Raw genomic sequence first — 21,159 nt, 5'->3', positions numbered from 1 at the left:
CGTCATGCGAATTAAAATTTAGACGAAATAAGGTGAAAGGTGAGGAACTCTTGTCTCTGATTGGCTGCATTCGTTGCATGTCATCAAGACGCTTTCGCTCAAAGCGCGGTGACGCTATATGCCTTTCGGAACGCAGTTTCGACTGCACGTTGCCGTTGCTTTTCAATGGTGCCGACGCGCCGGGCTGCGCTCGCGCAGATGCGTGTTGGGACGCCTTGTTTCGAACTGGACGCGAGACGGGATGCATGCCCTATCGCGTTCATATGGGACATGGGGCGTTGATTGCGGGCAAGGAGAGCCCGTACTGGCGCACGGCCGAACGAATCAGAAAGGCGCCCGATCCGCATTGAGATGCTGTCACCTGTCCGTTGGACTTCAGATACTGCAGCATCGTTTCTTTAAGATTGATATTCGGAGCACCTGAATGACTCGATTGACGTCTGAAAGACTTGCCGCGTTGAACGATGGCACCGAAGCGACCAGCAACCTCGCTGAGTGCCTGGCTATCGACCAAGCCCTGTTGGCGCAGTCTGCAATTCCGGGTGTAGGGCTGAAGCAGGCGTTACCTCGCATCCTTGCCTCGCACAACGAGGTAGCCAACAAGGGAATCAGCTATCAGATTCGTGCAATTGGGATGGCGATTGCCGAGGAATTGCGAGGATCCAGAAGGGCCGCTATTGCGGAGGTGACTGAGCGATTGCAGTGTCATACATCGGACACGGTGCGTTCCTGGGCAGTCTTCGCACTGACGTGTGCGGATGAAACACGTTCGTTGGACGACAGGCTCCACTCGGTACGGCCATTCGCTGCGGATAGTCATTTCGGCGTGCGGGAGTGGGCGTGGATGGCAGCGCGGCCCTATATCTCGAGTGACATCGAATCCGCCATAACGCTGCTGCGAGGCTGGACAACTTCAACGGATGCGAATATTCGCCGCTTCGCCGTGGAGAGCACTCGGCCGCGCGGGGTGTGGAGCGAGCATATTGCACGACTCAAGGCCGAGCCAGGAATAGCCCTGCCCTTGCTAGAGCCGCTTAAGACGGACGACGTTCGCTATGTTCAGGATTCGGTAGCCAACTGGCTCAACGACGCAAGCAAGACGCAACCTGACTGGGTCGTTGCACTGTGTGCCCGCTGGGCGACTGCGGATGATCCGTCCACAGACAGAATCATCAAGCGCGCGCTACGAACACTGCAAAAAAAGAGCGATCTCGCAGCGTGCGCTGCGCACCGGAGTTAAGTCTTCCAACAGAGAGCATTGCGATATCACTCGCCTCTCAACTGGATGCACTCACGTCATGGAATCGTCGTGCGCCTCGACGACTTGTTGAAAGATGGCCCTGTCGTACTGACGTTCTATCGCGGTCAATGCTGGCCATTACAGCGTGCATGTGTTCTCCGGATACGCCTTCTGACGTTGCTTCCAAAATCGAAACGGGATCGCGGCCGCGCTGAGTTACTCTGAAGCGGCCAGCGAACCATTCCGATGGCCGCGATCGGGCGTGCCATTGCATTCTTAAAAGAGCCGTCCCGGGTTACAACATCCGGGACGTTATGCGCCGCTTCCGATAGCACCTTGTTATTTGAATCGATCGAATGCGCCTTTACGGCACCAACACCTGACGGCCGACCACCTTGCCGTGCGCGAGCGCGTCGAGCGCGTCGTTCACTTCGCCGAGCGGTCGCGGCACCACCGCTGAAGGCTGCATCTTGCCCTCGCGCATCAGCGTGACGAGTTCGCGCAACTCGGGCAGCGTGCCCACATAGCTGCCTTCGATCTTGAGCGGACGCATCGGAATGATCGGCAGCGAGAGCGTGATGTCGCCGCCCATCAGGCCGACCACCACCACGTGTCCGCCGCGCGCGCACGCATCGAGCGCGAGTTTCACCGTAGGCGTCGCGCCCACGAGATCGAGCACGGCGCGCGCGCCGCCGCCCGTGGCTTCGGCGATCTGCTTCGCGGCGTCGGGCGCGCGCGCGTCGATGGCGGCCAGCGCGCCGGCCTTGAGCGCGGCTTCGCGCTTGGCGGCGTCCACGTCGACGACGATCGCGCCTTTCGCGCCGAGCGCCTTGAGCACTTCGATCGCCATCATGCCGAGCCCGCCCGCGCCGATGATCACGACCGCGTCTTCGTGGATGCGATCGCCGAACTTCTTCACCGCCGAATACGTGGTGACGCCCGCGCAGGCGAGCGGCGCGGCCTTCACGGGATCGAGCCCGCCGAGATCGACCAGATAGCGCGGATGCGGCACGATCACGTAGTCGGCGAAACCGCCGTCGCGCATCACGCCGAGCGATTGCGGCTTCGTGCAGATGTTCTCTTCGCCGCGCTTGCAGGCCGCGCATTCGCCGCAGCCGATCCACGGATGCACCACGGCCACCGTGCCGGTTTTCACGTCGCCCGCATCGGGGCCTGCCGCGACGATCTCGCCGCAGATTTCATGGCTCAGCGTGAGCGGCAGCTTGATGCCGCGGTCGGCGAGCGACAGCTTCTTGCCGCCGCCCAGATCGTAGTAGCCCTCCCAGATGTGGAGGTCGGAATGGCACAGGCCGGCGGCTTTCACGCGCACGAGCACTTCGGTGCCCCTGGGTTGCGGCGTGTCGCGCTGGACGAGTTCGAGCGGTTGGCCGTGATGGGTCACGCAATAACAACGCATCTGCATGGATGTCTCCGTGTGTGTTGTGTCAAGCAGGCGGGCGATGTCGAATCTCTTGCATCATAGCGGATCGCGAAGAAATTCGTCCGGTCGTTCGTTTTTTTATGCGGCGCTTGTTATGAGTTGATAACCGGAAAGCATGATCGCGCATGAGCGTTCACTTTGCGGTCATATAAAAAGCGGGTCACGTACTATTGGCCGGTCCAACACGTTCAAAGCGCGAAGGTTGCCATGCGTCGCCTCAGGTTCGCTAACGGATCGCCCATGTCCACGAGCGTGCGCGCGCACGCAGCGCGCAAAGGCGCGCACGCATGAGCGGCCTCGTCGAATCGCTGGGCGTGTTGATCGGCGGCATCGGTCTGTTCCTGCTCGGCATCACGATGATGACCAACGGCCTGAAGCTCGCGGCCGGTCCCGCGCTCGAGGTGATCCTGAGCCGCGCGACGCGCACGCCCGCGGCGGGCCTAGCGTCGGGCGTGCTGGTCACGGCGCTGGTGCAGTCGTCGAGCGCGGTGACGGTCGCGGTGATCGGCTTCGTGAACGCGGGCCTGCTCGATCTCGGCGGCGCGCTCTGGGTGCTGTTCGGCGCCAATCTCGGCATGACGACCACGGGCTGGATCGTCTCGCTGCTCGGCCTGAAGATGAAGATCGACGCGCTCGCGCTGCCGCTCGTCGGCATCGGGATTGCGCTGCGCCTCACGGGCGTGGGGCAGCGGCGCGGCGCGCTCGGCGACGCGCTCGCAGGCTTCGGCATCCTGTTCATCGGCATCGCCACGTTGCAGGGCGCGTTCACGGGCCTCGTCGCGCAATATCGGCTGCCGCAGGGCGAAGGGCTCGTCGAGGTGCTGATGCAGGTGTTCGCGGGCCTCGTGATCACATTGCTCGTGCAGTCGTCGTCGGCGACCATGACCATCACGCTGGCCGCCGCGCAGGGCGGCATGCTGAGCACGCAGGGCGGCGCGGCCGTGATCATCGGCGCGAATATCGGCACCACGGCCACGGCGCTGCTGGCGGCCATCGGTGCGACGCCCAACGCGCGGCGCGCGGCGGTCGCGCAGGTGATCTTCAACGTGGTGACGGGCCTCGTCGCCACGGCGCTGCTGCCGTGGATGATCGACTTCATCGTGCGCGTGGGCGACTGGCTGCATCTGCCGCACGATCCGGCCATCGCGCTCGCGCTTTTTCACACGGCGTTCAACGTGCTGGGCCTCGTCATCATGGTGCCGCTCGCGGGGCGGCTCACGCGCTGGCTGCTGCGCCGTTTTCGCGCGCGCGAGGGCGACGAGGGCGCGCCGCAATTTCTCGACGACACCGTCGCCGTGGTGCCCGAACTCGCCGCCGACGCGCTGCGTCTCGAAGTGAAGCGCATCGGCGCGATCGTGCGCCGCATGGTGCGCATGACGCTCGCGGGCGGCGACGCTCACGCGCTCGCGCACGAGCAAGGCGCGACCACGCGATTGTTCAACGCGGCGCAGAAGTTCGCACAGCGAATGAATCGCCAGCAAATGGTGCCCGCGACGGCGGCCGCGCTCGCGGAGTCGCTGCGCGAGCTGCGTTATCACGAGAGCGCGGCGGAGCAGGCCATGCAGGCGGCGGCGCTCGCGAGCGTGCTGCCCGACGCGAACATCGCCGCAAGCTATGCGGTGTTCGAGCGCCGCGCGCTCGCGTTGCTCGATGCGATCGAGGCCGTCGATCATGCCGATCAGCCGGGGCAGGACACGGAAAATCGTCCGCGATCGCCCGGCGAAGACAGCGCGCTGATCGAAAATCTCTCGCAGTCGATGGAGGGCGCGTATGGCGCGCTCAAGGCGCAACTGCTCGGCGAAGGCGCGGCGGGCACGCTGTCGATTGCGGTGATGGAGGAGCTGCTGCGCCGTGACAGCGCGTTGCGGCGCGCGTTGCAGCAGGTCGCGAAGGCGCATTCACGCGCGCTCTCGTTCGCGGATTGAAGGTGCCCGAAGCGTGCCCGAAGCGTGCCCGAAGCGTGCCCGAAGCGTGCCCGAAGCGTGCCCGAAGCGCGTTCGAAACATGCGCGAAGCGTGCTCGAAGCACGCGCGAAGTCGCATCGGACGAATTCGAAAGTGCCTTAAAAAAGGACTCGATCGCGTGCGATTGATTGCATGGCTAACGACAAACGGTTATCCTGTGGCCATGTTCGATCAGTGTCTTTACTTCAACACGTCGGCGCTGGCCCGCCGCCTCGAACGCGAGTGGTCCGAAGCTTTCGAGCCTTTCGGCCTCACGCCGCCGCAGGGTTTCATGCTGCGCGCGGTGCTGGAGCGGCCGGGTTCCCTGCAGCACGAGCTTTCGGAAATGCTCTCGATCGCGCGGCCCACGGCCACGCGCGTCATCGACGGTCTGGAGGCGCGCGGCTATGTCGAGCGTCAGCGCACCGAAGGCGACCAGCGCGAAGTGGCCATCGTGCCCACCGCGCAGGCGCAGGCCATTCGCGAGGCGCTGCATCACGCGAGCGCGACGGTCACGGGGCGCATCAAGCGCTCGCTGGGCGGCGAGGCGTTCGTCGACACCGTGAGCCGCTTGCGCACGGCGCGCGCGACGCTCGGCTAGCACGCATCGATTTTTTCAGGCAGACAACAGCAGAACGCGCGCGTTCCGTCCATCGAGGGCCAACGTCGCGCGGGCAGTCAGTGGAGTGGCAACATGCGGCGCATCGGCGCTTTTTGTATTTCGACGTGGCTGGCCGCGTTGATTCTCTTTCTGGGCCGCCATTCGGTGCCGATGATGGCGCTGAGCGGCGTGGTGGTGTTCGCCGGGCTCGATCTGTTTCATCCCGAGCGCGCGGGCGCCGAGAGCGCGCCGCCTGGCGACGGACGCAACGATCGCGGCTAGTCCGCAGTGGGCGGATATCGTCGCGATAGCGTCACTCAAGCAGACTCAGGCAGACTCCGGCACGCTCAAACGAAAACGCCGCGCACGAAGCGCGGCGTTTTTTCATGCCTGAAAACTCAAAGCGAAACGATCAAGCCTCTTCGGCCCACGACATGTTCTCGCGCGCGAGCAGCGCCGACGAAGCCGCCGGGCCGAACGTGCCCGCCGTGTACGTGCGCGGACGGTCGTTCAGTTCCTTCCAGCCGTCGAGAATCGGCTCGACCCACGTCCACGCGGCTTCGAGTTCGTCGCGGCGCATGAAGTGCGTGAGACGGCCGCGAATCACGTCGATCAGCAGACGCTCGTACGCTTCCGCGCGGCGTTCGGGAATCGCCTGCTGCAGGTCCAGATTCAGGTTCACCGGCAGCATGTTCATGCCGCTGCCCGGTTCCTTCGCGAGCATCTGCAACTGGATCGACTCTTCCGGCTGCAACTGGATCACGAGACGATTGCCGTAATTGCGCGGGCCGCTCGGGAAGATCGAGAACGGCAGGTCCGCGAATTCGATCACGATTTCCGACTGGCGCTTTTGCAGGCGCTTGCCCGTGCGCAGGAAGAACGGCACGTTGGCCCAGCGCCAGTTGTTGATGTGCGCGCGGATCGCCACGAAGGTCTCGGCCTTGCTGTCGGCCGGCACGTTGTCTTCTTCCAGATAGCCCTTCACCGGCTGGCCGTCGACGGCGCCCGCCGCGTACTGGCCGCGCACCGTGTCGCGCGCGATATCGGTGAGCGACATCGGACGCAGCGAGCGCAGCACCTTGAGCTTTTCGTCGCGCACTGCGTCAGGATCGAGCGAGACGGGCGGTTCCATCGCCACGATGCAGAGCAGTTGCAGCAGGTGGTTCTGCACCATGTCGCGCAGCGCGCCCGTGTGATCGTAGAAGCCCGCGCGGCTGCCCACGCCCACCGTTTCGGCCACCGTGATCTGCACGCTGCGGATATACGGCGCTTGCCACAGCGGCCCGAAGATCGGGTTGCCGAAGCGCAGCACCATCAGGTTCTGCACCGTTTCCTTGCCGAGATAATGGTCGATGCGGTAGATCTGCGATTCCGCGAAGTGACGGCCCACCGACTCGTTGATCTCCTGCGCCGAAGCGAGGTCGTGGCCGAGCGGCTTTTCGAGCACGACGCGCGACTGGCTGTCGAGCAGACCGCCGGCCGAGAGGTTGTCGCAGATCGTCGTGAACAGTTCGGGCGAGGTCGAGAGATAGAACACGCGCAGCGCGTGCTCGCGCGAAGCCTGCTTCAGATGCGCGTAATCGGCGGGATCGTTCACGTCGATGATCACGTACTGGAACAGGCTCAGATAACGGTCCCACGCTTGCGCGTCGAAGGCCTTGGCGTCGATGAACGGACGCGACTGCTCCTCCATGAACTTGCGATAGTCGTCGATGGTCCAGTTCTTGCGGCCGACGGCGATGATGCGCGTCTCGGCAGGGAGGTTGCCGTGCAGATGCGCCATGTAGAGCGCGGGGAGCAGTTTGCGCGCGGCCAGGTCGCCTCCGCCGCCGAAGATGATCATGTCGACGGGCTGTTCGGGCGCGGCTTGGGCAGGCTGATTCGTCATGGCAGGTCGCTCGGTTGTGGCGATGTGTGGCGCTAAGTTGCGAAGTGTGCATCCGGCGCGGGGGCCGGCGCGTTGAAAACGGTAATGGTGCATGGTTTTGCGCGAGTTTGCACGCGTCACGCCGATCGGCGTTCGCCGACGCGGTGGTCGATGAACGGTTCGCGCACGCATAGGGGCGATCTTGCGCGAATCGCTCGGATTGGGCGTCGCGTGCTGCACGCTTCGCGCTGAAGCGTTGCTAACGTTGGTTAGCGGTCTGGTGAGGGCGGGTACTCGACGAGGTTTTTAGCCCGCTTTGTGCAGGGTTTTTATCGCGTGGCGTTAGATCATCAGCGCATTAGCCCAATCCCGGCACGCTCACGCCCAGCGCCTGCACGAGCAGCAGCGCGTTGAGCGCGAGCACGGCCACCGCGCCGAGCACCGCGAGCCACGCCACCCACGCGCGGTTCGCGTAGGCGCCCATGATGTCGCGCCGGCAGGTGAAGATCACGAGCGCGGCCATCGGAAACGGCAGCGCGAGGCTCAGCACGACCTGGCTCGCGACCAGCGCATCGGTGGCGTTCACGCCGAGCCCCACGACCGCGAAGCTCGGCGCCATCGTCACGAGACGGCGCAGCCAGAGCGGAATCTGGAAGCCCACGAAACCCTGCATGATCATCTGTCCCGCGAGCGTGCCGACCACCGAACTCGAAATGCCCGAGGCGATCAGCGAGACCAGAAAGATGCCCGCCGCGGCCACGCCGAACAGCGGCGCGAGCGTGTGCCATGCGGTCTCGATTTCGGCGACATCGGCGTGGCCCTGATGAAACGACGCCGACGCCATGATCACCATCGCCATGTTGATGACGCCCGCGAACGCGAGCGCGGCCACCACCTCGACGTTCGAATAGCGCAGCAGACGCGCGCGCTCGCCGTCGTTGCGCGGCCGCACGCGCGCCTGCGTGAGCCCCGAATGCAGAAAGAGCGCGTGCGGCATGACCGTCGCGCCGACGATGCCGACCGCGATCGTGACCGCCTGCGCGTCGGGCAGATGCGGCGTGAACGCGCCGCGCAGCACGCCCGGCCACGCGACCGGCACGATAAAAAGTTCAAGCAGATAGCACAGGCCGATCATGCCCACGAGCGCGCCGATCACGAGTTCGAGCGGCCGGAAACCCGCGCGCTCGAAGAACAGCAGCCCGTAAGTGACGAGCGCCGTGACGGCCATGCCCGCGATCAGCGGCAGATGGAACAGCAGCGCGAGGCCGATCGCGCCGCCGAGGAATTCGGCGAGATCGGTCGCCATGGCGGCGATCTCGCTGACGATCCACATGCACCAGACGAGCGGCGCGGGCAGGCGTTCGCGGCACAGTTCGGCGAGATTGCGGCCCGTGACGATGCCGAGTTTCGCCGAGAGGCCCTGGAACAGCATCGCCACGAGATTCGCGAGCAGCACGACCCACAGCAGCGCATAGCCGTAGCGCGCGCCCGCCTGGATGTTGGTCGCGAAGTTGCCGGGGTCCATGTACGCGACCGAGACGATCACGGCCGGGCCCGCGAGCGGCAGCAGCAGCGCGGCGCCGCGCCGGCGGCCCTCGAGCGCTTCGCGTACCTTGCGCACCGTGCCCGCGGAGAGACCGTCGGGCACATCGCGCAGATCGTCGTCGCGGGTGCGGTGGTGCATGGGCGCCTCGTCGCGGTTGCGGGGCCGGAACAAACGCGCCTGGCGCGCGCCGCCGCTCACAAATTGTCGGAAATCAGCAGAAAAGCGCGTCAGAATGTGCCGCGCGCGTCATCGGAATGCATCGCTCGCGCGTTAAGCAGATGATCCTCGGCGCGCGATTCGCTGCCCGGTTTCAATGAGGTTTCATCTGGCTTTCGCCCGCGTTGCGGCGCACCAGCACCTATCTCAGCACAAACCGGCCCCGCGCGCTTTTCCCGGCAATCCCCCCCGGTCTGACGCCCTTAAGAAATGTCCCATTTCCCGATTTTCTCCCTGACCCGCAAACGCGCCGCAGCGGCGCTCCTCGCGGGCGGCCTCGCGTGCAGCGCGCTGGCCCACGCCGACGCCAACGTCAATCCGAACGACAAGGTCATCGTGCTCGACTCCGGCGAGGCGCAGCTCTCGCTGATCGACGAGGCGAGCCGCACCGTCGTGGGCACCGAGCCCACCGGCAAGGAACCGCATCACCTGATGATCACGCCCGACGGCCAGTCGCTGATCGTCGCCGATTCGGTCTCGAACGACCTGATGTTCCTCGACCCGCACAGCGGCAAGGTGCAGCGTCGCGTCGAAGGCATCGAAGATCCGTACCAGCTCGGCTTCTCGCCCGACCGCAAATGGTTCGTGACCGCCGGCCTGCGTCTGGACCGCGTGGACATCTACAGCTACAACGGCCACGACGTCACGCTCGTCAAGCGCATTCCGCTCGCGAAGACGCCGAGCCACATCACCTTCGCGTCGGACAACAAGACCGCGTTCGTGACGCTGCAGGACACCGGCGAAGTGGCGGCCATCGACCTGCCGACGCAAACCGTGCTCTGGAAGCTGCATATCGGCAACACGCCCGCGGGCCTGTGGATGACGCCCGGCGACAAGTACCTGCTGGTCGGCATGACCGGCGAGGACGACGTGGCCGTGGTCGACTGGCACAACCGCACGCTGGTCAAGAAGATCCAGACCGGGCGCGGCGCGCACAACTTCCGCAATCTCGACGACGGCAAGCACATCGCCGTGTCGAATCGCGTCGAAAGCACCATCAGCATTCTCGATTACACGACGCTGACCAAGGTCGCCGACATCACGGGCCTGCGCCCCGGTCCCGACGACATGGAACTTTCCGCCGACAAACGCTATCTGTGGGTTACGTTCCGCTTCGCGAAGCACGTGGGCGTCATCGACCTCACGACGCGCAAGCTGATCGACACGATCGCCGTGGGCCGCTCGCCGCACGGCATCTACTTCGCGAACAGCGCGCCGTTCTACGCGCCGAATCCAGACTGACGAGCGGGAGTCCCGATGCTTGACACGCTGCTTTCGCAGGCCGACAACCTCGTTTCGTGGCTGCAGACGCTCGTCTACGTGGACGTCGTGCAGCCGATCTTCTACAAGGTCGGCCTGATGGGCTACGACGAGGACACCTACGACGCGCTCTACTGGGTGATCGTCGGCGTGCTCGAAATCCTGCTGACCTACGTGCTGCTGCGTCCGCTCGAAGCGCTGCGTCCGGCCGAAGCGTGGCAGGACCGCAAGGCGCTGCGCGCCGACGTCTGGTACACGTGGATCGCGAAGCTCGGCATTCTGAACATGGCGTTCTTCTTCATGCTCACGCCGCTGTTCAACCGGCTGCAGAGCGCGATGGCGATCCACAATATTCCGAACATCGAAGTGGACAGCCTCTGGCCCGGCGTGACCGACAAGCCCTACGTCTCGTTCGTGATCTATCTGGTCGTGCTCGATTTCGCGGGTTACTGGTATCACCGCTGGCAGCATCGCTTCGGCGTGTGGTGGGAACTGCACGCGGTGCACCATAGCCAGCAGCAGATGTCGCTCTGGTGCGACGATCGCAATCATTTCCTCGACGACATCGTGCAGGCGGCGTTCTTCGCGGCCATCTCGCTGTTCATCGGCGTGCCGCCCGCGCAGTTCGTCGTGCTGATCGCGGTGAGCAACTTCCTGCAGGCCGTGCAGCACGTGAACGCGCGGCTCGACTACGGCTGGGTGCTGGAGCGCATGCTCGTGAGCCCGGCGTTTCATCGCCGCCATCACGCGATTGGCTATGGTCACGAAGGCACGCGCTACGGCTGCAACTTCGGCGTGCTGTTTTCGTGGTGGGACGTGATGTTCCGCACGGCGTCCTGGGACAAGACGCTGGAACCCACGGGCATCCGCGACCAGCTTCCCGCGCCGCAGGGCAAGGGCGTGAACTACGGCGAAGGCCTGATGGCCCAGCAGTGGCTCGCGCTCGTGCGCATCGCGAAGCGGCTGGCGGGCAAGGGCTATCCGATGGGCGGCACGGCGAACTGAGCCGGTGAGCCCGCTCGGGCGCGCTGGTGCGTGCCAGGGTGACGCAAACACACAACGAGGCGGCCGCGAGCCGCCTCGTTTCGTTTACGGCGAAGATGCGGCAGATGCGATAATCGCGGCTTGTCCCCCGCGAGACGCGTGCGCCGCGTCCGCTTCATCTGCACGAAATCTGCATGGAAAGCGCAGGCGTTGCATGAGACTGGAGAGCACCTTGAGCCGTATCGACAACCCGCAGCACGACCAGGAAGTCGGCTTTGCCGACGCCACCCAGGACACCACCCGCATCGACGACGTGCGCATCGGCGCCGTGCGTCCGCTCATTTCGCCCGCGCTGCTGCTCGACGAACTGCCGGTGCCGCAGAGCACGCAGACGCTCGTCGAAACGAGCCGCGCGCAGATCGCCGAGGTGCTCGCGCAGCGCGACGACCGCCTCGTGATCGTGGTCGGCCCGTGCTCGATCCACGACCACGACCAGGCCATCGAATACGCGAAGCTGCTCAAGGCGAAGGCCGACACGCTGAAGGACGATCTGCTGATCGTGATGCGTGTCTACTTCGAGAAGCCGCGCACGACGGTGGGCTGGAAGGGCTATATCAACGATCCGCGTCTGGACGGCAGCTTCCGCATCAACGAAGGTCTGCGCAAGGCGCGTGAGCTGCTGCTCGACATCAACGCGCTCGGCCTGCCGACCGGCACCGAATTCCTCGACCTGCTGAGCCCGCAATACATCGCCGATCTGGTGGCGTGGGGCGCGATCGGCGCGCGCACGACCGAGAGCCAGAGCCATCGGCAACTGGCGTCGGGGCTGTCCTGCCCGATCGGCTTCAAGAACGGCACCGACGGCGGCGTGCAGGTCGCGGCGGACGCCATCGTGGCCGCGAGCGCGAGCCACGCGTTCATGGGCATGACGAAGATGGGCATGGCCGCGATCTTCGAAACGCGCGGCAACGACGCGTGCCACGTGATCCTGCGCGGCGGCAAGAGCGGGCCGAATTACGACGCGGCGTCGGTGGCCGCGTGCTGCGCCTCGCTCACGAAGGCGGGGCTGCGCGAGGAAGTGATGATCGACTGCTCGCACGCGAATTCGAGCAAGCAGCATCAGCGTCAGATCGATGTCGCGCGCGATATCGGCGAACAGTTGAAGGGCGGCGATGCGCGCATCGTCGGCGTGATGATCGAGAGCCATCTGGAAGAAGGGCGCCAGGATCAGCAGCCTGGCGTGCCGCTCAAGCGCGGCGTGTCGATCACCGATGCGTGCATCAGCTGGGCGCAAACCGAGCCCGTGCTGGATGGGCTCGCGGAAGCGGTGCGCGCGCGCAGGAAGGCGCGGGCGGGGTAAGCGGCGCGGTTGGCCTGGATAGCCTGGACGGAAACGAACGCGCGGCGGACATCGAGTCCGCCGCGCGTTTTTCATAGGCGTCGTAAAAGTTGGATCAGGCCTTGGCCGGCGCACCCGCGTCCGGCGCGCGGTGCTCGGTTTCGTCGCTGAAACCGCGCACCTTGCCGACCCACAGCACCGCCACCACGGCCAGCGCCGCCGCGAGCCAGCCGTTGTAGCCGAAGCCGACAATCGTGCCGTGCGGACCGTTCTGCAGCAGCAGCCCGCCGACCCATGCACCAATACCCGTGCCCAGCGCCTGCACCGCATTGTTTGCGCTCAGGAACGCGCCGCGCCGCGCGGGCTCGGGAATCGTCGTGAGCAGCGCCTGCATCGGCACCATGCGGCTCGACAGCGCGATCATGAACACCGCGAAGAAGCCGACCATCACGATGAACGGCAGCACCGGCAGATGCGTGACGAACAGCACCGGCGCAATCGACACGAGCGCCATCACGCGGAACACGCGGCGCTTGCCGTAGCGATCCGCGAGACGGCCGACCGCGCGCGCCGTGAGGAACGTCGACGCGCCGCCCGCCACATAGAGCCACGACAGCTGCTCGGGCGCGACGCCGTAGTTGGCGACCAGCATCGGCGAGATGAACGGGATCACGAGCATGTGCGCGCACATCATCGTGAAGGTGAGCGCGAACGCCTTCATATGGCGCGGCAGCGTGAGCAACTGCCACAGGCGCGGCACGATTTCGCCGAGCGGCGTGTCGCGGTCGACGTGCTCCGTGAGCGGCGGAATCACGCGCGAACCCGCGACCCAGATCACGGCCGAGAGCACGACGAGCAGCAGGAACGGCGCGCTCCAGCCGAAGTGCGCGCCGAGCACGATGCCGGCCGGCACGCCCGCGATCGCGGCCATCGAGAAGCCCATCATGATCACGCCGGTCGCTGCGCCGCGGCGCTGCACCGGAATCACGTCGCTGACGATCGCCATCACGATGGAGCCGAGCACGCCGCCCGTGAGACCCGCGAACGCGCGCGCGAACAGCAGCAGATGGAAGTTCGTCGCGAACGCGCAGGCGAGGTTCGAGAGCGCGAACAGCGCATACGAGACCTGCAGCAGACGGCGCCGGTCGAAGCGGTCGATATAGGTGGCCGCGAACAGCCCGGACAAGCCCGAGCACAACGAATACGCCGACACGGCCGTCGCGAACATCGCGGGCGTGATCGCGAACGCGTGCATGATCTGCGGGCCGAGCGGCATCATCACCATGAAGTCCATGATGATGGTGAACTGCGTGAGCGCGAGCAGCCAGAGCAGCGTGCGTTCGCGCAGCGGATTAAGCGTTAGGGTCATTCAGGGACCTTGTTCAAGCACGCGCGGCCCCGCGAAAGTGCGGGGCCGCGCGCGCGGGTTTCGACGATTGACGAATGACGGTGAATCAATCGTCGATCGTTTCGTGCGCGGCCTGCGCGCCGCGCCGCCAGTACGCCGACGCGCGAATGCGCTTCTTGTCGACGCCGCGCTCGTTGCACAGATGCGCGCGTACCGCGCGGATCACCGAGGCTTCGCCCGCGGCCCACACGTAGCCGTCGCCGGGCGGCAACCAGACTTCGCCGACTGCATCGACGAGCGGGTTTGCCGATTCGGATTCCTCACGATAGCACCAGGTCGCGTAGAGATCGGCTTCCGTCGGCAACTCGATGCGCGCCGCGGGGTTCGCCACTTCGGCGACCACGGCCACGCGCGCGCCGGCGGGCAGCTCGCTCAGGCGGCGCTGGATCGCGGGCAGGGCGGTTTCGTCGCCGATCAGCAGATGCCAGTCGAAGCCCGTGGGGATCACCATCGAACCGCGCGGGCCGCCGACGCCGAGATACTGGCCGGGCTGCGCCTGCGCGGCCCACGCCGTAGCGGGACCGGCTTCGTGCAGCGCGAACTCGATATCGAGCTCGTTGGCGACCGGGTCGAAGCGGCGCGGCGTGTAATCGCGCGCAGCGGGCCGCTCGACGCCTTCGGGAAACACGATGCCGTCGGGACCGAGACTCGGCAGCACCGGCTGGCTCGCGCCCTCGGGCGGGAAGAACACCTTCACGTGATCGTCGAACGACGCCGACACGAAGTCGCTGAGATCGCCCGTGAGCGTGACGCGCACGAGCGCGGACGACAGCGCCTCGACGCGCACCACGCGCAGCAGGCGGAACTTGAGCGGATGTCGCACGCGGACGACTTCGAGATTGCTTTGATTCTGCATCTTTGACTCCGATGTTGGGGCGGTCGATCGACGGGGAACGAGAAGGGGGCGTCAGGCGCCGCTGTTCTCGCCGCCGCCGTTGCCGCCTTCGATTTCCTGAGTGGCGCGCGCGAGGATCGCCGCGATGCGGCGCTGCTCGTCGGGCGCGACGTCGGTGCGGCGCAGCAGCGCGCGCTTGAGCGCGCGGCGCGCCTCGATCAGCTCGCGTACCCAACCCGTGCCGTCCGACGGATCTTCGCCCGCGAGCGCGCGGCGCATGACTTCCATCTTGCGGCCGAAGTGCGTGAGCTTGGCGAGGATCAGGTCGGCGCGTTCGCGATTGGCATCCAGATACTGGCGGCCTTCGTCGGACAGCTCGTAGCGCTTGCGGTTGCCTTCGAGCGTCACGCTCACATAGCCGAGTTCTTCGAGATACGTGAGCGCCGGATAGACCATGCCGGGGCTCGGGCTGTAGAAACCGTTCGAGCGTGCGTCGAGCGCCTTGATCAGCTCGTAGCCGTGGCTCGGGCGCTCGGCGAGCAGCACGAGCAGCATCAGTTGCAGGTCTTCCGAGCTGAACTTGCGGCCGCGGCCGAAACCGTCGCCGTCGCCGAAGTTGCCGAAACCGCCGCCGCGGCCGAAGCCCTCGCTGAAATCACCGGGGCCTTCGCCGCCGCGATGACGGCCCATCGCGTGACGCAGCGCGTGCAGCGGATGGTGCAGGGCGAAGCGGGCGGCGTTGAAGCCGTGGCGGCCGGCGTTGAAGCGGCCTTCAGCGGATTCGGTGCGCCCGGCGCGCTCCGACGGGTCGAGTGTTTCGCGGCGGCGGTCGGCGAATTCGCGCTCCGGCTGGCCGTGACGGCCCCGACGGCCGTGATGTGCGTGGTGTCCGTGATGACCGGACGCGTGATGAGGGTGGCGCATGGGGCCTCCTTGTCTCTGAGTGTCTTAAAACATGTCTTAAGATATATATCTTAAGAGTGTTTGTCAAAGGAAATCTGGAGCACAGACGCGCATCTGAAGTTCGAAAATATAGGGGCGCATCAAGGTGTGCCGCCTGGCGCGTATAGAGCGCTGGCTTTCGGCTCTCGGCTTCGCTGGCGGCAAGATGTTTGGAACCTTGGCGCCGTGCATTCAAGCTCTTGGGGATAGCCACAATCGTTGCAGCTCAGTGGGCTGAACTCAATTTCTATCGAGTTGAGGCAACCGGGGGGGGCTGGTGAGTGATGATCACGCGGTGTACGGGAAACACATCCGCCTCACCATATTAATAGGAATCCGAAAGACGTCGTAGCGATGACGCCGACCGCGCGGTAGCCAGAGACGGACGAGTCATAATGAACCGAAACTACGTTGTCGCGGCAGACGCGAACATGGAATGTTGCTGATGGCAGGCGACAGCTGGTTCACGTGTGCCGCTCGCGGCGGAAACGGACCACGACGAAAGGAACGTCTGAACCAGGGTTCTGCGCGTCCTCTGACCGTACTTCCACAAAGAGGGCGACGCTGTTGCGAAATGCGTCCCGCTGGCATGCGCCCGCGAAGGGGCTGGGCGCGTTCGCGCTGTCGACATCGCTATGGGGCGCGTCGAATACTATATCGAGGCGCTCACGCCTGGTTCCGCGCCGCCCGCCGATGCCGCCAATCCGAACGCGGTGTTCGCGCCGTACAAGTCGAAGCAGGTCGAAGTCGGCACGAAGCTCGATCTGGGCAACTTCGGCGCGACCTTGAGCGTTTTTCAGATCAAGGTGCCGAGCGGGGTGGTCGATCCGGTTACGAAGGTCTACAGCCTCAACGGCGAGCAGCGCAATCGCGGTATCGAACTGTCGGGCTTCGGCAAACTCGGGCGCGACGTGCGCGTGGTGGGCGGCGTGACGTGGCTCGACGCAAAACTGCAGCGCACCCAGGGCGGTGCGTATGACGGCAATCACGCGCTCGGCGCGCCGTCGTTTCAGGCGAACCTCGGCGCGGAATGGGACACGCCGTTCATGCCGGGATTCACGCTGACCGGCCGCCTGTTGTACACGGGCGAGGCCTACGTGAGCCAGGACAATCTCCAGCACGTGCCGAGCTGGACGCGCGTGGACCTCGGCGGGCGCTACACGACGCACATCGGCACGCGCGAGGTCACCTTGCGCGCGAACGTGACGAATCTCTTCAATCGCGACTACTGGCAGGCGAATCCCACGGGATACGTGTTCGCAGGTGCGCCGCGTACATTCTGGCTGTCGGCGTCGGCGGATTTCTAGGCGGGCTTGCCGCGAGGTGTCTGGATTGCGAATGCGTTGTCTAGCGTTACGTCTCGTCACGGCGGCCGGGCGCGACGCTTTGCGGTACATGTTCTTAATCGGGCTGGCAAAGCTGGAAGACGTTGCCTTCCGGGTCGCATCCGTCACACATCACATAGGGGAAACCGTCATAGCGTTTCATCTCCCGCATCCGCACATTCGCGGCGATCAACTTTGTGCGCAAATCGGCAAGGCCCGCAGGTACATGGAATACCAGCTTCGCATTGGACTGGCAGCCTGAGCCCGTATGGTCGCGATACGGTTCGCCGACGCGATGCAGAGCCATCTCCACCGAGCCAGCTTTGAGTACAACCCATTCGCCAGGGATGCGCTCGATTACATCGAGTCCAAAGTGGCTCTGGTAGAAGGATTCAAGAAGCGTTACATCGCGGACGTAAAGAATCAAACGGGTAATCGAGAGTTTCATCACGCTTATTGGCCGGTGCGGATAGATTAGATGGATTTTCAATCATAGGGATTTTCGAGGCTGGAGGCATAAGCCCGACGACTCCGTAGGGCCATGCAAGCATGGTTTTGAAGTTCAGCCCATATGTCGCCGTCGACAAGGCGTCGCTTTGTGGCCGCGCTCGGACGCTGCCCAGATTAAAGCCGAGGCCGTGTTGTCGCCCAGCAGTTCGGTGCGCGCATTACGCGGCCCCAGATCTTCGTAGTTGTTAGTCCATGCATCACGGAATCTAATTTCTGGCTCAGGTGGTTCGTTGTCGAGCCTTTGCAGTCTTTTGTGCTTTCCAAGCGAATGTCCGCTACCAAATTGAAACCGGACCGCAAGACGGACTTGAGCAGGAATTGCCAAGCAGCGCTGAAAGGGCTGCTTGGCCATCACGCTCAAACAGAGCGAAGCTTGACTGCCGCTCGCGAATGAAATGGGCGTGCGCGTACAGTCGTTCCAGACCCATAGCGAAGCGGCGATGTGCGAGCGTATCCATCGCGCCTTTGAAAACGCCATCGATGCGATGCCGATAGGAGGCGACGCGTGGACGCGTCCCGGCTAGTGCATTCTCGACGCGCTGGCGATCCTGGTGCGTCCCGTGGTCGAGTTGCATGTCGAACATCCAGGCACGTGGGTTGTTCAGGCACCAGGCAGTTTTCACGGAAATCGTCGCCGGCCAGATTTGCGGGCTAGGTTTGGAAAGCGATCAACTTGCGATGCAGGCGTCAGTCACGGTGAATAAGTAGAGGGCAGCGCGTTCGCGGTCGGACAACCACGGGAGCCGAATGCCAATGTAGTGGATTCCCCTGGAACCAGATTCTTGGGGTATTTTTGAAAAGTGCTTGATCGGTGACCACTCTTGAACTGCATTGGTTTCTCCAAAACCAATTAGGTGAGCCCCATCATGCGTCCCCTCATTACCACGCTGGCCATCGTCGCGGCCTTCAGCGCCGTCGCGGCGCAGGCACAGGAAGTCGTCGTGATCGGCCATTCCGCGCCGCTGACCGGCCCGCAGGCCGCGAACGGCAAGGACAATGAGAACGGCGCGCGGCTCGCGATTGAGGAGCTGAACCAGCAGCACGTCACCGTTGCGGGCAAACCTGTCACGTTCAAACTGGACTCGCAAGACGACCAGGCTGACCCGAAAGTGGGTGTGCAGGTGGCCCAGAATCTCGTCGATCACAACGTGGTGGCGGTGATGGGGCCGTATAACTCGGGCGTCGCGATTCCGGCTTCGCGTGTGTACAACAACGCGGGCATCCCGATCCTCCCGGTTGCGTCGAACCCGGCGCTCACGCAGCAAGGCTTCAAAACGATCTTCCGCATCGGCGCCAGCGACGAGCAACTGGGCGGCACGATGGCCGAATTTGCGGCCAAAACGCTCAAAGTCAAAACCGCCGCCATCATCGACGACCGCACGGCTTACGGTCAGGGCGTGGCGCAGCAGTTCGAGCAGGTCGCGAAGGCCAACGGCCTGAAGATCGTCGATCACCAGTTCACGAATTCGCAGGCTACCGACTTTCTGGGCATTCTCACGGCCATCAAGGGCGAGAATCCCGACGTGATCTTCTTCGGTGGCTATGCGGCGCAGGGCGCGCCGATGGCGAAGCAGATGCGTCAGCGCGGTCTGCGCGCCAAACTGCTCGGCGGCGACGGCATCTGCTCGGCCGACATGGGCAAGGTCGCGGGCGACGCCGCCTCGATCGTCTATTGCGCGCAAGGCGGCGTCGCGCTGGACAAGACCGCCGCGGGCCGCGAATTCCTCAAGAAGTATCACGATACGTATCACACCGACACGCAGGTCTACGCCGTCAACTACTACGACGGCGTGAAGATGCTCGCCGACGCCATGGTCAAGGCGGGCACGACCACGGACAAGGCCAGACTCACGGCGCAACTGGCGAAGGAAGACTACAAAGGCGTGGCGGGCACGTATTCGTTCGACGCAAAGGGCGACCTGAAGGGCGCGCCGACGACCGTCTACGTCATTCGCAACGGTTTGCCGGTCCCGTACGCACCCTGAGTCGCCATCACAGGCAGGAGAACTATCGACATCATGAAACCCACCCGCACCATTTCGACCGTCGAGGTCCACACCGGCGGCGAGGCGTTCCGCATCGTCACCAGCGGTTTGCCGCGTCTGCCCGGCGACACGATCGTCCAGCGCCGCGCATGGCTGAAGGAAAACGCCGATGACATTCGCCGCGCCCTGATGTTCGAGCCGCGCGGCCATGCCGACATGTATGGCGGCTACCTTACCGAACCGGTTTCGCCGGGCGCCGACTTTGGCGTGATCTTTCTGCATAACGAAGGTTATAGCGACCACTGTGGCCACGGCGTGATTGCGCTGTCGACGGCCGCCGTCGAACTGGGCTGGGTGCAGCGCACGGTGCCCGAAACGCGCGTAGGTATCGATGCGCCGTGCGGCTTCATCGAAGCCTTCGTCAAGTGGGATGGCGAGCACGCGGGCGCGGTGCGCTTCATCAACGTGCCGTCGTTTCTCTGGAAGCGCGACGTGACGGTGGAGACGCCCACTTTCGGCACCGTGACCGGCGATATCGCCTACGGCGGCGCGTTTTACTTTTACGTGGATGGCGCGCCGTTCGATCTGCCTGTGCGCGAAGCGGCGGTCGAAAAGCTGATCCGCTTCGGCGCCGAAGTGAAGGACGCTGCGAACAAGGCGTTTCCGGTGCAGCATCCCGAGATTCCCGAGATCAACCACATCTACGGCACGATCATCGCGAATGCGCCGCGCCACGCGGGGTCGACGCAGGCGAACTGCTGCGTGTTCGCCGATCGCGAAGTCGATCGTTCGCCCACCGGTTCGGGCACGGGCGGGCGCGTCGCGCAGCTTTATCAGCGCGGTGAACTGAAGGCGGATGAAACGCTCGTCAACGAGTCGATCGTCGGCACGGTGTTCAAGGGGCGTGTGCTGAAGGAGACGTCGGTTCAGGGCATTCCTGCTGTGATTCCCGAGGTCGAAGGCGAGGCGTATATCTGCGGCTTCGCACAGTGGATCATCGACGAACGCGATCCGCTCGCTTACGGTTTTCTCGTGCGCTGAGTGCGCGAGGCGAAGGCATTCTCTCCCCGTACCAGGGGTCTTCGGCGCGCGCCGGTTCGTCCGTCGCGCGTTCTTTTTTTACGTAGGCCGATCATGAAACTCGACACCATTTACGCGGCTATGTGGGGCTGCCTCGTCAACGGGACGCAGCCTGGCCACCAACCGTTCAAGGTCATGCAGGCCGCCACCATCGCGCTCGACGGTTCGCCGAATGTCCGCACGGTGGTGCTGCGTCGCGTGAGCGAAGCGGATAACGTGATCGCGTTCTATACCGATCTGCGTTCGCCGAAGATCGCCGAACTGCGCAGGCAGCCGCGCATCGCGATGGCCGGTGTCGATGCCGTACGCAATGTGCAGATTCGTGTGTCGGGCGAGGCGCGCATCGTGGACGATGGCGCGGCTTTGCGCGCAGCGTGGGACGCGAGCCGCGAGCAGAGTCTGATTGTGTATCGAACGGTTATCGCGCCGGGCACCCCGATCGCGCAGCCGCGCGATGCCTTCGACGACTCGCTTGATGCCGCGGATGTGGGTTTCGAGAACTTCTGCGTGGTCGAGGTCAGGCCCGATGCGATGGACTGGCTCGATCTCTCCGCCGCGGATGGGCACCAGCGCGCGCGCTTCGTGCGGGCGGGTAATGCATGGTCCGCTTCGTGGATCGCGCCCTGACTTGACGACG

The 21,159-nt window shown here is 64.6% G+C and carries 20 protein-coding genes; 12 read left to right on the top strand and 8 right to left on the bottom strand.

Translation table 11 applies throughout. The features are described from left to right. The first annotated feature begins 424 nt into the window (after nucleotides 1-424). A complete protein-coding gene (locus tag U4Y88_RS05165; protein ID WP_321782707.1) occupies nucleotides 425-1,240 on the top strand; it encodes a DNA alkylation repair protein in 816 nt (271 codons plus the stop codon). A 364-nt stretch (nucleotides 1,241-1,604) separates the two neighbouring features. Here the strand turns inward: U4Y88_RS05165 and U4Y88_RS05160 are convergent, their stop codons facing one another. Continuing rightward, complete coding sequence (locus tag U4Y88_RS05160; protein WP_321782973.1) at nucleotides 1,605-2,657, bottom strand: alcohol dehydrogenase; 1,053 nt, start codon at nucleotides 2,655-2,657, stop codon at nucleotides 1,605-1,607. Nucleotides 2,658-2,968: 311 nt separating this feature from the next. Between U4Y88_RS05160 and U4Y88_RS05155 the strand changes: the two genes are divergently transcribed. The 3 genes from U4Y88_RS05155 to U4Y88_RS05145 all read left to right on the top strand — a co-directional run bounded on the left by U4Y88_RS05155 (nucleotide 2,969) and on the right by U4Y88_RS05145 (nucleotide 5,507). After that, complete coding sequence (locus U4Y88_RS05155; protein WP_321782705.1) at nucleotides 2,969-4,606, top strand: Na/Pi symporter; 1,638 nt, start codon at nucleotides 2,969-2,971, stop codon at nucleotides 4,604-4,606. 202 nt (nucleotides 4,607-4,808) lie between these two features. Beyond that, nucleotides 4,809-5,225 (top strand): MarR family winged helix-turn-helix transcriptional regulator, encoded by a 417-nt coding sequence (locus U4Y88_RS05150; RefSeq protein WP_224009462.1) that lies wholly within the window; start codon nucleotides 4,809-4,811, stop codon nucleotides 5,223-5,225. Between the two features lie 93 nt (nucleotides 5,226-5,318). After that, nucleotides 5,319-5,507 carry a hypothetical protein gene (locus U4Y88_RS05145; protein ID WP_224009736.1) on the top strand — a complete coding sequence of 63 codons (189 nt, stop codon included), beginning with the start codon at nucleotides 5,319-5,321 and terminating at the stop codon, nucleotides 5,505-5,507. A 130-nt stretch (nucleotides 5,508-5,637) separates the two neighbouring features. Here the strand turns inward: U4Y88_RS05145 and zwf are convergent, their stop codons facing one another. Together zwf and U4Y88_RS05135 are read right to left on the bottom strand one after the other, a co-directional pair. Beyond that, nucleotides 5,638-7,113 (bottom strand): glucose-6-phosphate dehydrogenase, encoded by a 1,476-nt coding sequence (gene zwf / locus U4Y88_RS05140; RefSeq protein ID WP_321782703.1) that lies wholly within the window; start codon nucleotides 7,111-7,113, stop codon nucleotides 5,638-5,640. 337 nt (nucleotides 7,114-7,450) lie between these two features. Then, the gene (locus U4Y88_RS05135) at nucleotides 7,451-8,776 is read right to left on the bottom strand and encodes an Nramp family divalent metal transporter (RefSeq protein ID WP_321782701.1); all 1,326 of its coding nucleotides are present in this window, start codon (nucleotides 8,774-8,776) and stop codon (nucleotides 7,451-7,453) included. Between the two features lie 288 nt (nucleotides 8,777-9,064). Between U4Y88_RS05135 and U4Y88_RS05130 the strand changes: the two genes are divergently transcribed. The 3 genes from U4Y88_RS05130 (at nucleotide 9,065) to U4Y88_RS05120 (ending at nucleotide 12,458) form a co-directional block, all read left to right on the top strand. Then, nucleotides 9,065-10,096: a YncE family protein gene (locus U4Y88_RS05130; protein ID WP_224009457.1), complete on the top strand. Its 1,032-nt coding sequence runs from the start codon at nucleotides 9,065-9,067 to the stop codon at nucleotides 10,094-10,096. Between the two features lie 15 nt (nucleotides 10,097-10,111). Next, nucleotides 10,112-11,119, top strand: coding sequence for a sterol desaturase family protein (locus U4Y88_RS05125; protein ID WP_224009455.1), 1,008 nt, complete (start codon nucleotides 10,112-10,114; stop codon nucleotides 11,117-11,119). A gap of 211 nt (nucleotides 11,120-11,330) precedes the next feature. After that, nucleotides 11,331-12,458, top strand: coding sequence for a 3-deoxy-7-phosphoheptulonate synthase (locus U4Y88_RS05120; RefSeq protein ID WP_224009453.1), 1,128 nt, complete (start codon nucleotides 11,331-11,333; stop codon nucleotides 12,456-12,458). A 94-nt stretch (nucleotides 12,459-12,552) separates the two neighbouring features. Here the strand turns inward: U4Y88_RS05120 and U4Y88_RS05115 are convergent, their stop codons facing one another. From U4Y88_RS05115 to U4Y88_RS05105, 3 genes are all read right to left on the bottom strand, one after another. Then, nucleotides 12,553-13,806 carry an MFS transporter gene (locus tag U4Y88_RS05115; protein ID WP_321782699.1) on the bottom strand — a complete coding sequence of 418 codons (1,254 nt, stop codon included), beginning with the start codon at nucleotides 13,804-13,806 and terminating at the stop codon, nucleotides 12,553-12,555. Nucleotides 13,807-13,891: 85 nt separating this feature from the next. Beyond that, nucleotides 13,892-14,701 (bottom strand): siderophore-interacting protein, encoded by an 810-nt coding sequence (locus U4Y88_RS05110; RefSeq protein ID WP_321782697.1) that lies wholly within the window; start codon nucleotides 14,699-14,701, stop codon nucleotides 13,892-13,894. Between the two features lie 51 nt (nucleotides 14,702-14,752). Next, complete coding sequence (locus tag U4Y88_RS05105; RefSeq protein WP_321782695.1) at nucleotides 14,753-15,604, bottom strand: PadR family transcriptional regulator; 852 nt, start codon at nucleotides 15,602-15,604, stop codon at nucleotides 14,753-14,755. Nucleotides 15,605-16,257: 653 nt separating this feature from the next. Between U4Y88_RS05105 and U4Y88_RS05100 the strand changes: the two genes are divergently transcribed. After that, nucleotides 16,258-16,929 (top strand): TonB-dependent receptor, encoded by a 672-nt coding sequence (locus U4Y88_RS05100; protein WP_321782693.1) that lies wholly within the window; start codon nucleotides 16,258-16,260, stop codon nucleotides 16,927-16,929. Nucleotides 16,930-17,023: 94 nt separating this feature from the next. On the opposite strand, the gene U4Y88_RS05095 is transcribed toward U4Y88_RS05100, so the two are convergent. Together U4Y88_RS05095 and U4Y88_RS05090 are read right to left on the bottom strand one after the other, a co-directional pair. After that, entirely contained in the window at nucleotides 17,024-17,395 is a 372-nt protein-coding gene (locus U4Y88_RS05095) for a VOC family protein (protein WP_321782691.1), read from the bottom strand. A 337-nt stretch (nucleotides 17,396-17,732) separates the two neighbouring features. Further along, the gene (locus U4Y88_RS05090) at nucleotides 17,733-18,032 is read right to left on the bottom strand and encodes a hypothetical protein (RefSeq protein ID WP_321782689.1); all 300 of its coding nucleotides are present in this window, start codon (nucleotides 18,030-18,032) and stop codon (nucleotides 17,733-17,735) included. On the opposite strand from U4Y88_RS05090, the gene U4Y88_RS05085 reads away from it, so the two are divergent. From U4Y88_RS05085 to U4Y88_RS05070, 4 genes are all read left to right on the top strand, one after another. After that, nucleotides 18,031-18,165, top strand: a complete 135-nt coding sequence (locus U4Y88_RS05085) for a type II 3-dehydroquinate dehydratase (protein ID WP_321782687.1) — start codon at nucleotides 18,031-18,033, stop codon at nucleotides 18,163-18,165. The two genes, U4Y88_RS05090 and U4Y88_RS05085, sit on opposite strands and share 2 nt — an antisense overlap. 158 nt (nucleotides 18,166-18,323) lie before the next feature. Continuing rightward, on the top strand, nucleotides 18,324-19,442 hold the full coding sequence (locus tag U4Y88_RS05080) for a branched-chain amino acid ABC transporter substrate-binding protein (protein WP_321782685.1): 1,119 nt from the start codon (nucleotides 18,324-18,326) through the stop codon (nucleotides 19,440-19,442). 33 nt (nucleotides 19,443-19,475) lie between these two features. Continuing rightward, on the top strand, nucleotides 19,476-20,483 hold the full coding sequence (gene lhpH, locus U4Y88_RS05075) for a trans-3-hydroxy-L-proline dehydratase (RefSeq protein ID WP_224011107.1): 1,008 nt from the start codon (nucleotides 19,476-19,478) through the stop codon (nucleotides 20,481-20,483). After that, on the top strand, nucleotides 20,484-21,149 hold the full coding sequence (locus tag U4Y88_RS05070) for a pyridoxamine 5'-phosphate oxidase family protein (protein ID WP_321782683.1): 666 nt from the start codon (nucleotides 20,484-20,486) through the stop codon (nucleotides 21,147-21,149). Nucleotides 21,150-21,159: the final 10 nt, after the last annotated feature.

The sequence above is a fragment of the Paraburkholderia sp. J94 genome (assembly GCF_905220285.1).
GTDB classification, from domain to species: domain Bacteria; phylum Pseudomonadota; class Gammaproteobacteria; order Burkholderiales; family Burkholderiaceae; genus Paraburkholderia; species Paraburkholderia tropica_A.
This window is presented reverse-complemented; position numbering and strand designations above follow the sequence as displayed.

Bases quoted from the DNA above. Each gene is read 5' to 3' on its own strand.
- U4Y88_RS05105 (WP_321782695.1), bottom strand. From the start codon at position 15,604: ATGCGCCACCCTCATCACGCGTCCGGTCATCACGGACACCACGCACAT.
- U4Y88_RS05135 (WP_321782701.1), bottom strand. From the start codon at position 8,776: ATGCACCACCGCACCCGCGACGACGATCTGCGCGATGTGCCCGACGGT.
- U4Y88_RS05165 (WP_321782707.1), top strand. From the start codon at position 425: ATGACTCGATTGACGTCTGAAAGACTTGCCGCGTTGAACGATGGCACC.
- lhpH (WP_224011107.1), top strand. From the start codon at position 19,476: ATGAAACCCACCCGCACCATTTCGACCGTCGAGGTCCACACCGGCGGC.
- U4Y88_RS05090 (WP_321782689.1), bottom strand. From the start codon at position 18,032: ATGCAACTCGACCACGGGACGCACCAGGATCGCCAGCGCGTCGAGAAT.
- U4Y88_RS05145 (WP_224009736.1), top strand. From the start codon at position 5,319: ATGCGGCGCATCGGCGCTTTTTGTATTTCGACGTGGCTGGCCGCGTTG.
- zwf (WP_321782703.1), bottom strand. From the start codon at position 7,113: ATGACGAATCAGCCTGCCCAAGCCGCGCCCGAACAGCCCGTCGACATG.
- U4Y88_RS05150 (WP_224009462.1), top strand. From the start codon at position 4,809: ATGTTCGATCAGTGTCTTTACTTCAACACGTCGGCGCTGGCCCGCCGC.
- U4Y88_RS05100 (WP_321782693.1), top strand. From the start codon at position 16,258: ATGGGGCGCGTCGAATACTATATCGAGGCGCTCACGCCTGGTTCCGCG.
- U4Y88_RS05155 (WP_321782705.1), top strand. From the start codon at position 2,969: ATGAGCGGCCTCGTCGAATCGCTGGGCGTGTTGATCGGCGGCATCGGT.
- U4Y88_RS05130 (WP_224009457.1), top strand. From the start codon at position 9,065: ATGTCCCATTTCCCGATTTTCTCCCTGACCCGCAAACGCGCCGCAGCG.
- U4Y88_RS05085 (WP_321782687.1), top strand. From the start codon at position 18,031: ATGTCGAACATCCAGGCACGTGGGTTGTTCAGGCACCAGGCAGTTTTC.
- U4Y88_RS05110 (WP_321782697.1), bottom strand. From the start codon at position 14,701: ATGCAGAATCAAAGCAATCTCGAAGTCGTCCGCGTGCGACATCCGCTC.
- U4Y88_RS05095 (WP_321782691.1), bottom strand. From the start codon at position 17,395: ATGAAACTCTCGATTACCCGTTTGATTCTTTACGTCCGCGATGTAACG.
- U4Y88_RS05080 (WP_321782685.1), top strand. From the start codon at position 18,324: ATGCGTCCCCTCATTACCACGCTGGCCATCGTCGCGGCCTTCAGCGCC.
- U4Y88_RS05125 (WP_224009455.1), top strand. From the start codon at position 10,112: ATGCTTGACACGCTGCTTTCGCAGGCCGACAACCTCGTTTCGTGGCTG.
- U4Y88_RS05115 (WP_321782699.1), bottom strand. From the start codon at position 13,806: ATGACCCTAACGCTTAATCCGCTGCGCGAACGCACGCTGCTCTGGCTG.
- U4Y88_RS05160 (WP_321782973.1), bottom strand. From the start codon at position 2,657: ATGCGTTGTTATTGCGTGACCCATCACGGCCAACCGCTCGAACTCGTC.